Genomic DNA, 12,486 nt, shown 5'->3' with positions numbered 1-12,486 from the left:
CTTTTATTACGGTATTTTTTTATTCTATGGCAATCCTCGTAAATAATGCATTTAAGACATTTCACCCACCTTAACTAAACGGTGTTCTCAGCATTCTGTCTTCATTTACGAGATAGATTCCTCTCGGTGTGATCCTGATTTCAGGAATCACAGGAAGTGCCATAAATGACAGGGTGATAAACGGATCAAATCCTTCTTTCACTCCCATCTCATGGGCCTTCGGAATCATTTTTGCAAGTGCTTCGTTTACACTCTCGTAGCCGGCATCGCTCATCAGTCCCATGACAGGAAGTGGTAAGGTTCCATAAATCTCTCCATTGCATACCAGAGTATAACCACCTTGCGTCCGCATCATTTCTTTTACAGCAATAGCCATATCACGATCATTATCTCCTACTACAATAATATTGTGGGAATCATGAGAAACACTGGAAGCAATGGCTCCGCCGCGGATTCCATAGCCTTTTATAATGCCCACTCCCATCTTGCCCGTATTCTTATGACGCTCGATCACTGCAATCTTCTGATATTCCCCGTCCGGAGCAAAATATTTCTCACCATCCGATTCTATCCATGGAACCTCTTCCAGAACATCCCTTGTCACAATCTGTTTTTCAAGCATCTGAATCACTCTTGCCTTTGTTCCCGGATGTTTCAGTTTCAGACGTTCCTCACTGAACCCAGATACATGAACTGTATTTTTCAGATATGGAGGACATGGTTTCAATTCTGCTTTCTCATCTTTAATGATCTTCTTACCACAATGATATACATCTACAACATTCAGATCTGTCACATTATCCAGAATTACAAAGTCTGCCTGCCTTCCGGGAGCGATCATACCAAGTCTGTATAAACCATAGCATCTTGCAGGCTGGATCGTCGCCATCTGCAGTGCTTTCTCAACCGGGAGTCCAAGCTGTACAGCCCGCTTCACATTATAATTGATATGCCCCTCTTTACGGATTTCTTCGATATGCTTATCATCCGTACAGAAGCAGAAACTGGAAGTATCTGTATAGTGTTCCACAATCCCCTTCACAATAGCATCCAGATTTCTCGCTGCACTTCCCTCACGTATCAGTACCTGCATTCCATTTCTTACCTCAGCCATTGCATACTCATAATCCACACACTCATGATCTGTATCAATTCCACCAAGTACATATGCAGCCAGATCCCCAGGTGCCAGAAACGGTGCATGACCATCCTTCACTCTGTCCTGAAACAGCTGGAGCTTTTCATGCATTGCAACACTTCCGTTAATCACAGAAGGCGCATCCATCACTTCACCAAGTCCCAGAATCCTCGGATGTTCCAGATATCCCTTCATTTTTCCTGCTGTAAGAATACACCCGTTATCATCCACATGAGTCGCCGGAACACAGGAAGGCATCATTACATATACATTTGCCGGTGCATCTTCTGTCTGATCCAGAATATAATCAATTCCATCCGTACCGGATACATTTGCAGACTCATGAGGATCTACAATAAATGTTGTAGTTCCACACTGTGCAGCCTGCCGGACCAGCTCACCCGGCGTCACCAGAGTAGATTCCAGATGCAGATGACTGTCGATAAATCCCGGACAGATTACTTTTCCTTCCAGATCAATCTCTGTCTCTCCTTCATATGTACCGACTCCGATCACAATTCCATCTGCAACAGCCACATCACCATCAATAAATTCTCCTGTACCAGAGCTGAACACACGCCCATTTTTAAACACTAGCTCAGCCTTCTCAATACCTCTTGCCATCTGTGAATACCTGCGATACATCTCAAGTTCCATAAAAAAACCTCCTTTCGCTCCCTTGAAAGCCCTCCTGCGCCCACACATTCATTATTACAGTAAAGCTTCCAATATATTATCATATTTACTTGTTTTTTCAGACTTTTCATTGTCCCAATCAATTTTTTCTATATATTTCATTATATATTATCATCTGTCTTTTTAATTTGCAACCTGTTTTTTCTTTGCCAAAGCAACTTTCCATCAACTTTTAACGGCTTTACAAAAAGGCTGCCGGATATCTCCTGCAGCCTTTTCATATCACTTACATCTCTATATTTACATCATATAATCTTTGATCACATCATGATCTCTGAGTACTTTCTCGATCACAGTTCCCTTAACAGCTTTCAGAAGCGGTTTCTTCAGCATATCCAGTGGTCCCGGAAGTTCGATCTCCAGTGGAGATTTTCCATCCATCAGCTTCACACTGCTATCCAGTAATTCTCTGATATCGTAAACACTGCCCCATACTTCCGGCACACCTCTGTCAACACCCAGAAGTCCATACACAGCCTCCATAGCAGTTCTTACGGAATATTCAGTAGTAAATACAGTATCTCTTGGTGTATCGGCAAACTGTCCGAGGAATGCGAAGTTTACACAGCCATCCGGAATAACATCAGGTCTGTCACCCTTTGTTCTCGGCATAAAGAATGCTGTAATATAAGGCATCATGGTCGGTACACAAACTGCACTGTTCTCAGCCATGTCTTCAATCTGGTCAACCGGAACGCCAAGATGATAGAGCCACTCTTCTGTGATCTCCTTACCTGTACACTCTTTCATAGGCTTCTTAACGTAATCACCCGGTACATCTGTAAACAGACCATATACCCATACACAGACCTTATCTTTATCCTGATCCTTGAACTGTCCCTGTCTGTTGATCGTCCAGCTTAATAACCAGCTGGAATCCTGACAGCTTACAATACCGCCTGTAACAACCTTGCCTGTTCTCGGATCACGTTTGCAGATATCTGTAATATAAGGAATGATTTTATCATCCAGAGTAGTCACTGTTGCTGACTCCCAGTTTGTCTTAGCAATATCAGAACAGAATTTCTCAGGATGTCCGAAGGACGGATCCTGTTTTGCGATATTTTTCCAGAGACTCCAGCATCCACTTGTACGAACTTCTGCATCTCCGTTCGGTGCATGATTCTGATCGCCATAGATGGTTCCCTCTGTACAGCTTCCGTTTGTCACAAATACAAAGTCGTTTTCTGTAAGAACAATTCCCTTTTCTACGCCATTCACCTTACACTCGATTGCTTTTGCAATCTTCTTATTGCCTTCAAACTCAAAGAGTACGTTTGTAACCTCTGTATTGAACTGGAATTCAACGCCTGCTTCTTCCAGATATTTCTGCATTGGCAGAATCAGGGATTCATACTGATTGTATTTAGTAAATTTCAGGGCGCTGAAATCCGGAAGTCCGGAAATGTGATGGATAAATCTCTGGAAGTACAGTTTCATTTCCAGTGCACTGTGCCAGTTCTCAAATGCGAACATGGTTCTCCAGTATAACCAGAATGTGGAATCAAATACTTCATCGTCAAATACATCTTCAATTGTCTTGTCATAAAGATCTTCATCCTTTGTCATGAACAGCTTCATGATCTCCATGCAGCCCTTCTGGCTCAGATTGAATTTACCGTCTGTGTGAGCATCCTTGCCTCTCTCTTTTGTCGCACGACAGAGAGAATAGTTCGGGTCTTCCTTATTCAGCCAGTAATATTCGTCAAGTACAGATACACCAGGTGTTTCAATGGATGGAATACTTCTGAAAAGATCCCATAAGCACTCGAAATGGTTTTCCATCTCACGTCCCCCACGCATCACATATCCGCGGCTCGGATCAAAGATACCGTCACATGCACCGCCTGCAATATCCATTGCTTCCAGAATGTGGATATTCTTTCCTGGCATCTGTCCGTCACGTACAAGGAAACAGGCTGCTGCAAGAGAAGCCAGTCCGCTTCCTACGATATAAGCATGTTTATCATCTACGCCTTCCGGCTTTCTTGGACGTGCAAATGCTTCATAGTTACCGTTTGTATAATAAATTCCCTTACTGTTTTTCTCATATTTTCCACGTTCTGTATTGCGATATTCACTTGTATTATGAAGTGCATCATAATCTTCTTTTTTCTTTGTCTCAGCTGTTTTATACTTCTTTCCTGCTGCCACTGCTGCCACGCCTGCTCCAACTGCCAATGCGGATACAAGTCCCAAACCTTTATTTTTACTCATAATACACATCCACCTTTCTTGATTTCTTCTTTAGAAGTTCTTTCAGATTCGTTATCCTGAATGCTTTTTACTCTCTGCTTTACCCATTTCCCGGCAACTCTTTTGCCTGCCGGAAATCTCTTGATCTCCCGTCAAGACATCTTCATGACTTTTACATTCTTATCTGTATGTTTCCCATATCATAAGCATTTCATCCGTCTGAATGATTTGTTTGTTGCTATGGCTGTATATTAACAGTTAAAATATGATTCTACAATTTACAAAAGCCGCCGAATGATAAGTTTTTTATCACCCGGCGGCTTTTGTAAAGAATTTTTATATGATTATTTTTCTATATTATTTTTCTGAAAGTTATGAATAGATGTAGTCACTGTATCGTGAAGTGTCAGATCCATCATTCTTACCAGATCTTCAATATTTTCTTTCATTCCTTCCCTGATCCACTCAAGCATGATTCCCACAAAACCATATTTATAGAAGTCTGCAATAAATTTCTTATCCTCTTCTGTGATATTCAGACCCTTGCTTTTTTCTTCCACCACACCCACGATCAGATCATAGGTTAATTTAAAAAGATAATTTTCTATCCGCTCCCTGTCCACATTTCTGTAAACATTCATAATAAACGGTTTGTTTTCCAGCACTGCCTCAAATATCTGGGTCAGCCCTTCTGTCCAGGACTCAGAAGTCTTTTTGCCCTGAAGGGCTTTTGTCCCATCTTCCACACAGGACCATTCAACCAGATCATAAATATCCTTGAAATGATAATAAAAAGCCATGCGGCTTATTCCACAGTCTGTGGTAATATCTGTTATCGTGATCTTGTCCAGAGGTTTCTTCAGAAGAAGCCGTTTCAGGGATTCTTCCAGAGCTGCTTTTGTGGTATTTGGCATATAACTCCTCCTGTCTGCTTACTGTGATTATTTCCAGTCGTAGTTTCTCAGGTGTCCTTCCAGATTCATGTGGTCAAAATTATTCTGGCGCAGTGCCTCGTACAGAACAATCGCTACGGAATTGCTCAGGTTCAGAGAACGGATATCTCCGATCATAGGGATCCTTACGCAGGTTTCCTGATTATTGACCAGAATGTCCTCCGGGATTCCTGCGCTCTCTTTTCCAAACATAATGTAGCAGTCTTCTTCATAATGAACATCAGTATAAGTCTGAGGCGCTTTTGTTGTTGCATAGTAAATTTTTGCACCGGGATTCTTCTCCAGAAATTCTTCAAAGTCCAGATATGTAGTTACATCCAGATCTTTCCAGTAATCCATTCCTGCTCTCTTTAAGGCTTTCTCACTTAAGGAAAATCCCAGAGGCTCGATAAGATGGAGTCTGGTTCCTGTTGCCACACAGGTACGGCCGATATTTCCTGTGTTTGCAGGAATCTCCGGCTCGTGAAGTACAATATTTAATTTTGCCATTTTCTTTTTATTCCTCTTGTTATTAATCGTCTGTCTTTTCTTAGAAAATTGTCTCTTAAGTTTCCTGCAGTTACTCTTTGAGAAGTTGCTGCAGTTCATCCTCTGCCGGACGTTCCAGATAGCGGGCACTGCCGCCACTGTAGAGAAGCCGGTCATTACCACTGTTAGTCTGACCGATGACCTCTGCCACAAATCCCTCATTGCGAAGTCTCTGTACCAGTGCTTCACCTCCGCGGATTCCAATCAATACTGCTCCATCTGCCTGAAGCTTATATGGATTCAGGTCAAAAATCTCGCACACTTCTATGGTCTCCTGACGAATCGGTACCTTACGGAAGTCTGCTTCCAGTCCTACTTCTGAAGCTTCTGCCATCTTCCAGAGCGCACTCAAAAAGCCGCCCTCACCCATAGCATATAATGCGCTGGCATCTGCCTCCTGCGCAATTTTCCAGACAATACTGCCAGCTCCATAATCGTCCCGAAGTGAAACGCAATTCTGAATAAAACCGGCAGAGAATCTCTCTGCCAGTTTGTCCTTTTTATTTTTTGCTATTACAGAGGTTCCTTTCAGAGCCACCGGACATGCCACCACCAGTTCATCTCCCGGTTTCAGGCATCCGGTTATTTCTGCCCTCAGAGCCTCCATTGCCGCCTGTCCAAGTCTCATTTGTTTTCTCCTGAAAAATTTATTATACAAGCAGAGACAGAACTGTCGGCACTACCATTGCCAGTACCAGAATGATTGCAATAATTGCTGTGATCACTTTACGATTCTTTGGATTAAACATTCCCATTTCTCTTCACCTCTTTAATCTCTGTTCAGGTTCTCAAACACATCTTTCGTCACATCTGTCACATGAGCGTTGTTAGTCAGCGGATCACGGTCTGCATAGTCAAACAGCAGTACTTTTCCATCTGCAAATACTTCCACATGTGCATTCTTTGCCACTTTTTCCCGTTTTCTGAAGTCCCATATCTGTCTCTCAAAAGGCTTCTGGTCTCTGGCAAAGCCGGGACGGCTTTTCAGGTTCTCTCTCAGATAGAGATCATATACCATTTGGTCTTTTACCTGATCCACGGAAATCTCCGGCATATCCTCCAGAAATTCCAGCAGAATCTCATATCTTCGCATTCTTGTATGAGAAATGTCACCATAGCCTTTTTCCATGTAAAAACTGCCCAGTCTCTCGTAAATTGAGAAAGCATCCGGGAAAAATTTTTCCAGATATTCAAGTGTATTCTGGAATTGTCCACTATTATAATACACTTCCACCATATTTTCCACAGTTTTCAGCTTCAAAACGTGGTCATAATCCAGCCACTTCGTGGAAAGTACCTCATAAGGCTCCTGTGTTTTGTATACAATACCATATTCCCTGCACATCTCCATCATATGGGAACCCTTTAACACCTTCAAAAAGCCCAGCTGAAGCTGCTGTGGTTTCAGCGCATAGACATCATTAAAGGAATGCCGGAAGCTGTCGTAATCTTCATAGGGAAGTCCTGCGATCAGGTCCAGATGCTGATGGATATTTCCAAAGCTGTGGATTCTGTCAACAATTCCTTTCAGTTTTTCAAAATCCATAGTTCTGTGAATTGCCTTAATCGTATCCGGATTTGTTGACTGTACTCCGATCTCCAACTGAATCAGGCCCGGACGCATAGTGGACATTTCCTGCAGTTCCTCTTCTCTTAACAGATCTGCCGAAATCTCGAAATGAAAGTTTGTTACACCGTTATCGTGTTCATTAATGTATTTCCAGATTGCCATTGCATGGTCATGTTTACAGTTAAAAGTACGGTCTACAAACTTTACCTGTGGAACCTTATTGTCTATAAAAAACTGCAGCTCTTTCTTTACTGTCTCTGTATCTCTGAAACGCAGTTTCTTATCAATGGAAGAAAGACAGTAACTGCAGGAGAAAGGACATCCTCTGCTGCTTTCATAATAAATGATCCTGTTCTTAAACTCGGACAAATCTTTGTAAATAAATGGAATACTGCTTAAGTCCATGATCTGGCGCCATCCATTATGTATGATCTGATCTCCGTCTCTGTAACAGATTCCTGTCATATCTTTCAGATCCTGCGGATTTTTTTCCACATAATATCCGGCAAGTTCTTTAAATGTTTCTTCACCTTCCCCGACCATAACACCTTTAAATTCTGAGTTTTCTGTCAGGAATTTCTCCGCATCATAAGAAACTTCCGGACCGCCGGCCCAGAAGTCGGCGCCCGGAAGAATCTTTATCAGATCTGCCATCAGTTCTTTTACAAAAGAAAGGTTCCAGATATAACAGGACACGCATACCACATCAGGATGTTCCAGATAAATATCACGCATGATATCATCTTTCTGCTGGTTAATGGTATATTCCTTTAATACAATATGATCTGCGTAATCGGATGCATATGCCTGCAGATCATAAACAGCAAGATTAGAATGAATATATTTTGCATTGCATGCCACTAATAAAATCTTCATAAATCTTTAGCCTTCCAGTGCACTCTTCAGCTCTTCTTTGGAAGTAAGACCTACGAAGCGTTTCACTTCCGCACCGTCTTTGAACAGGATCAGTGTCGGAATGCTGACTACACGAAACTGCTGTGCAAGTGCCATATTCTGATCTACATCTACTTTTCCCACTGCGTATCCCTCTTCTGCCAGTTCTTCTACAACCGGACCCTGACGCATACATGGTCCACACCATGTTGCCCAAAAATCTATAAGAACCGGTTTCTCAGATTTTAATACTTCTGTTTCAAAATTTGCTGTTGTAATCTCTTTTGCCATAATTCATATCTCCTTTGCTTATTCTTTTATTTTAAAGATCTTACATACTTCCCTGCATTAATACCTGCCTGTGCTCCCTCATATACAGCTTTCGCCACCTGAAGAAGCCCGCCTGTACAATCACCTGCCGCATAGAGTCCCGGGATGGTTGTTTCCATATTTTCATTAACTTTAATGTTGCCTTTTTCCGTAAGTTCAGCTCCCATCTGGCGGGCAATCTCAGTACTGCCTGCAGTTCCCATTGCAATAAATACACCCTCTGTTGGACAGAAATCATTTGCCTGCTGACCTGCTTCTGCATTTATTTCCTGTGCCTGCACATCAGGTGCAAGACGGATTCCTGATACCAGATCACCGCCCTCTACAGACTGAATCTTCATTGTGTTTACACTGATATTTTCTTCAGGTGTAAATTCCGGTTCTTCACCGTTTGTATAAATGGTTACTGTAGAAGCAGTATTGGACAATTCCTTTGCTTCATGCATGGCGAAATCACCGTTTCCAAGAACTGCTACATCCTTGCCTCTGTAAAAGAAAGCATCGCAGATTGCACAGTAACTGACACCTTTTCCCTCAAATTCTTTAACACCCGGGATCTTCGGTGCAGCGCGCTTGCTTCCTGTTGCAAGGATCAGACTCTGTGTCTCGAAATCCCCTTCCGTAGTCTTTACCACAAAGGTATCAAATCCACCGACTCCCAGAACCTGTGCATCCAGCATTCTTACACCAAGCGCTTTCGCCTGACCAATTCCTGTGTCATATAGTTCCTGACCGGACAGCGGATGTTCCAGTCCGTAATAGTTTTCTATTTTCTCTGCTTTTTCCAAAGCACCGATCCCATTATTGATCACCAGGGGATCCAGATTTCCACGAACTGCATAAAGCGCAGCGGAAATTCCTGCAGGTCCGGCACCTATGATTATCACTTTCTCCAATTTATGTCACCTGCTCTCTGTGATTGTTCTCAATACACTGTGATATACACTCTGAATACAGCAATTAATTATTATGATCAATTCCAATAAATCATCAACTGTCATTTAACCTGTTCTGCTTTTCAGTATAATCATCAGCTATTGTTACTATACTACGTTTCCTGAAAAAAATCCATGTTTTTATTTGGATAATTTTGGTATAATTTGGTCAAAGTTCCCACCCACTGCTTATTGCTTTTTGCAACCTCCGCAGGGGACTTACTTGATTCGGTTAAACAACAAAAACTGTGCTGTTTTTTCCATCAGATAGGAACTTATTTCTATTTTATTTCTTATAATTTTACCCTATAGTTAAAATGATTATAGTTTTTTAAGGAGGTTCTTTTTATGCTTCAAAATACATATCACAATCCGCTTCTTCCCGGTTTTTATCCTGACCCTTCTATCTGCCGGGTAGGAGATGATTATTATATGGTTACTTCTTCATTCGTTTATTATCCGGGACTGCCGATTTTCCACAGTAAGGATCTGGTTCACTGGGAACAGGTTGGTCATGGAATCCACAGACCTGAGCAGCTTGACTATAAAAACTGCGAAACTTCTGAAGGATTATGGGCACCAAGTATCCGTTATCATAACGGAACTTATTACATCATTAACACTTTCGTATCTGCAGGACGTGAAGCAGACCGTGACAATTATATTATTACAGCAAAAAATCCTGCCGGCCCGTGGAGTAATCCGATTGTTGTAAAAGGTGCAGACGGCATCGACTCCAGTCTTTTCTTTGATGATGACGGTTCTCTGTGGTATGTAGGCAACTACATCAGTCCTGACTGCCTTTATGAAGGACATCATGGTATCTATCTGAACGAGCTTGATCCGGAAACCTTCCAGTTCAAGGGACCTCGTTACATTATCTGGGATGGTGTAAAAACACGCAGTAAATGGATTGAGGCTCCGCATATTTACAAGAAGGACGGATGGTATTATCTCCTTGTTGCAGAGGGTGGTACTTTCGTAAATCACAGTGTACAGATGGCCCGCTGCCGTACAATTCAGGGAGATTACGAAATCTGCCCGAGAAATCCGATTGTTAGTCACAGACACATACCTCTGTTGAACCCGATTTCTGTTACAGGACATGCTGATATCGTAGAAACTCAGAATGGTGAATGGTGGATGGTCCTTCTGGCTGTGCGTCCATATGAAGGAGGACATTATAATCTTGGCCGCGAGACCTTTATGGTTCCGATTATATGGGCCGAAGACGGATGGCCTATGGTTGACAATAAAACAGGACTTGTCCAGACAGAAGACCGTCTTCCGGATCTACCTAAGACCATTTATCCATTAATGCCTGAATCTGATAACTTCGAATGTGATACTCTGCAGATGCAGTGGAATACCATTCATCCGCCAGTTAAACAAATTTATTCTCTGACAGACCGCTTCGGATATCTGCGTCTGTATACAAGAAAAGAAGTTCTGAACGAAATCTGTCTTCCTTCTTTCATAGGTCGCAGACAGCGCCATAAAGTATTTCTGGCAAAAACAGCTATGGAATTTACTCCTGCAAATGAGAATGAAGAGGCCGGAATTGCCCTTGTGCAGGATGACCGTTTCCATTATCTTATGGTATTAGTTCAGAAAGACGAAAAGCCATTCCTTCAGGCTTACAAAACAGAAAATGGTACAAAATCTTTGCTTGCAGAAACTGAGATCAAAGATGTAAAACGCCTCTACCTCAGTGTTCAGGGTAATACTACTGATTATGACTTCTATTACGGATACACAGATCAGGAAATGCTCCCGCTTGTCAGAGGGCTGGATGCTTCTCTGTTAAGTTCTGTAGTAAATAACGGATTTACCGGAACATACATCGGTATGTATACAAGTTCCAACCATCAGCCAAGTACTAATTATGCTGACTTTGACTGGTTCAACTATCAGGGAGAATAATCACTGTTTACAATTAACAAATCCATAAAAAATTTAAAATATAACGCAAAAACGGATTGCCGTTCAACGTGAACTTCGCAATCCGTTTTTACTGTTTGCAATATCTATATCTCTTTAATCAATCAGATAAAATCATCCGCTTCTCCACTTACCCGTAACCAAATAACTGTTCCACAATTTATTCGATTAAAACGCTTTTTTAATCTGTTTTACCAGTGCATCCACATCTTCAGCTTTTACAAGAAATCTCTCGGTTCCATTGATTTCCAGACTATCATAAGTATCATCATATGTATAATATTTCAGAGTTACTTCCGGAGCTTCTTCTGTGTTTCTGTGGAATGTTACAGTCAGCACTTCTTCCTTATCTGCTGCATCTTTTGTTTCTTCGACTTCCGAATCAAGCATTATACTTTGAAGTGCCTGATACAATTCAGTAAATTTCTCCTTCTTTACAGTTTTCTTTCCAAATTTATAATCGCTGCCGTCCAGCTTCATCGTATATGTTTTCTTTCCGATGGTCATGTCTGCACTGCCAAGTGTATCAATATTTACCAATGCCGGAATCTTCAGAATCAGATTAAACGGTTTCAGTTCCAGAAGACTGTTCACTGACTCTTTTGAAAGCAGATAAACAGCCTCTTCGTATCCTTTTACACATGCATAATAGTCACCATTCTCATCTGTATTTCCGATAAGGATCGTTGCTGTTGCATCTGCATCCTGTGTTTCTTTTGCTGTGTCATCGTTAACTGTATTTACAAAATCTACTGTAAAATATGTCTTTGTATTATCCAGTCCGGTATCTGTATTTGCTGCATCGACGCCGTTGCTGAGATCAAAAGCAGCCAGCACTCCAAACATTTCATACATATTCTCTGTGTTTACTGTTGCAGTCTCATCATACGGATTGGTAATTTCCCAGTAGTCGAAATCCATCTTATAATCTGCCGGTTCCTGTTTGATCTGAAATACTTCTTCGCCGTCCTTTACAATGGAAAATCTGCGAATGGAATAGGCAGACATTCTTGGATGTTCTACAGTTTTTAAATCTGTATTTTCTGTTTTATCATCTGTCTGATCAGCAATTTTTTCTTCCACAGCTGCATCTTCTGCTTTTGGCTCTTCTGCAGTCTCAGAGTTTTGTTCTGCTTCATCTGCCCATACAGGACAGGATATAACTGCTGTGCCTGCTGCACCGGCAGTAAACATGGCTGTCATTCCAAGAAGTAATATTTTTTTAATTTTGTTTTTCATGTCTGTGTTCCTCCTGTCCATATATAATATGGTTTTTATTTTATGTTACTTTTCGCAATTGAAACA

10 protein-coding genes are annotated in these 12,486 nt (G+C 41.6%); 1 reads left to right on the top strand and 9 read right to left on the bottom strand.

All coding sequences use genetic code 11. The annotated features are described in order from the left end of the window. Positions 1-70 precede the first annotated feature (70 nt). From ade to G4417_RS01800, 8 genes are all read right to left on the bottom strand, one after another. Positions 71-1,795, bottom strand: coding sequence for an adenine deaminase (gene ade, locus G4417_RS01835; RefSeq protein WP_173682437.1), 1,725 nt, complete (start codon positions 1,793-1,795; stop codon positions 71-73). 279 nt (positions 1,796-2,074) lie between these two features. Then, positions 2,075-4,051 (bottom strand): oleate hydratase, encoded by a 1,977-nt coding sequence (locus tag G4417_RS01830; RefSeq protein ID WP_173682436.1) that lies wholly within the window; start codon positions 4,049-4,051, stop codon positions 2,075-2,077. A gap of 323 nt (positions 4,052-4,374) precedes the next feature. Beyond that, complete coding sequence (locus tag G4417_RS01825; RefSeq protein WP_118338718.1) at positions 4,375-4,944, bottom strand: TetR/AcrR family transcriptional regulator; 570 nt, start codon at positions 4,942-4,944, stop codon at positions 4,375-4,377. A gap of 27 nt (positions 4,945-4,971) precedes the next feature. Next, positions 4,972-5,472, bottom strand: a complete 501-nt coding sequence (locus G4417_RS01820; RefSeq protein WP_055053526.1) for a tRNA (cytidine(34)-2'-O)-methyltransferase — start codon at positions 5,470-5,472, stop codon at positions 4,972-4,974. A gap of 70 nt (positions 5,473-5,542) precedes the next feature. Beyond that, entirely contained in the window at positions 5,543-6,139 is a 597-nt protein-coding gene (locus G4417_RS01815; protein WP_173682435.1) for an AIR synthase-related protein, read from the bottom strand. A 141-nt stretch (positions 6,140-6,280) separates the two neighbouring features. Beyond that, positions 6,281-7,957, bottom strand: coding sequence for a B12-binding domain-containing radical SAM protein (locus G4417_RS01810; protein ID WP_173682434.1), 1,677 nt, complete (start codon positions 7,955-7,957; stop codon positions 6,281-6,283). A gap of 6 nt (positions 7,958-7,963) precedes the next feature. Beyond that, positions 7,964-8,266 (bottom strand): thioredoxin, encoded by a 303-nt coding sequence (gene trxA, locus G4417_RS01805; RefSeq protein WP_008705666.1) that lies wholly within the window; start codon positions 8,264-8,266, stop codon positions 7,964-7,966. A 26-nt stretch (positions 8,267-8,292) separates the two neighbouring features. Next, the gene (locus G4417_RS01800; RefSeq protein WP_173682433.1) at positions 8,293-9,201 is read right to left on the bottom strand and encodes an NAD(P)/FAD-dependent oxidoreductase; all 909 of its coding nucleotides are present in this window, start codon (positions 9,199-9,201) and stop codon (positions 8,293-8,295) included. Positions 9,202-9,588: 387 nt separating this feature from the next. Between G4417_RS01800 and G4417_RS01795 the strand changes: the two genes are divergently transcribed. After that, the gene (locus G4417_RS01795) at positions 9,589-11,163 is read left to right on the top strand and encodes a glycoside hydrolase family 43 protein (RefSeq protein WP_173682432.1); all 1,575 of its coding nucleotides are present in this window, start codon (positions 9,589-9,591) and stop codon (positions 11,161-11,163) included. Between the two features lie 186 nt (positions 11,164-11,349). Here the strand turns inward: G4417_RS01795 and G4417_RS01790 are convergent, their stop codons facing one another. Further along, positions 11,350-12,420: a hypothetical protein gene (locus G4417_RS01790; RefSeq protein WP_173682431.1), complete on the bottom strand. Its 1,071-nt coding sequence runs from the start codon at positions 12,418-12,420 to the stop codon at positions 11,350-11,352. Positions 12,421-12,486 lie beyond the last annotated feature (66 nt).

It is taken from the genome of Blautia wexlerae (assembly GCF_013300825.1).
Lineage (GTDB): Bacteria > Bacillota > Clostridia > Lachnospirales > Lachnospiraceae > Blautia_A > Blautia_A wexlerae_B.
This window is presented reverse-complemented; position numbering and strand designations above follow the sequence as displayed.

What these genes read in the sequence shown, in the direction of transcription:
- G4417_RS01790 (WP_173682431.1), bottom strand. Translation starts at nt 12,420, where the DNA reads ATGAAAAACAAAATTAAAAAAATATTACTTCTTGGAATGACAGCCATG.
- G4417_RS01825 (WP_118338718.1), bottom strand. Translation starts at nt 4,944, where the DNA reads ATGCCAAATACCACAAAAGCAGCTCTGGAAGAATCCCTGAAACGGCTT.
- G4417_RS01820 (WP_055053526.1), bottom strand. Translation starts at nt 5,472, where the DNA reads ATGGCAAAATTAAATATTGTACTTCACGAGCCGGAGATTCCTGCAAAC.
- G4417_RS01815 (WP_173682435.1), bottom strand. Translation starts at nt 6,139, where the DNA reads ATGAGACTTGGACAGGCGGCAATGGAGGCTCTGAGGGCAGAAATAACC.
- ade (WP_173682437.1), bottom strand. Translation starts at nt 1,795, where the DNA reads ATGGAACTTGAGATGTATCGCAGGTATTCACAGATGGCAAGAGGTATT.
- trxA (WP_008705666.1), bottom strand. Translation starts at nt 8,266, where the DNA reads ATGGCAAAAGAGATTACAACAGCAAATTTTGAAACAGAAGTATTAAAA.
- G4417_RS01830 (WP_173682436.1), bottom strand. Translation starts at nt 4,051, where the DNA reads ATGAGTAAAAATAAAGGTTTGGGACTTGTATCCGCATTGGCAGTTGGA.
- G4417_RS01810 (WP_173682434.1), bottom strand. Translation starts at nt 7,957, where the DNA reads ATGAAGATTTTATTAGTGGCATGCAATGCAAAATATATTCATTCTAAT.
- G4417_RS01795 (WP_173682432.1), top strand. Translation starts at nt 9,589, where the DNA reads ATGCTTCAAAATACATATCACAATCCGCTTCTTCCCGGTTTTTATCCT.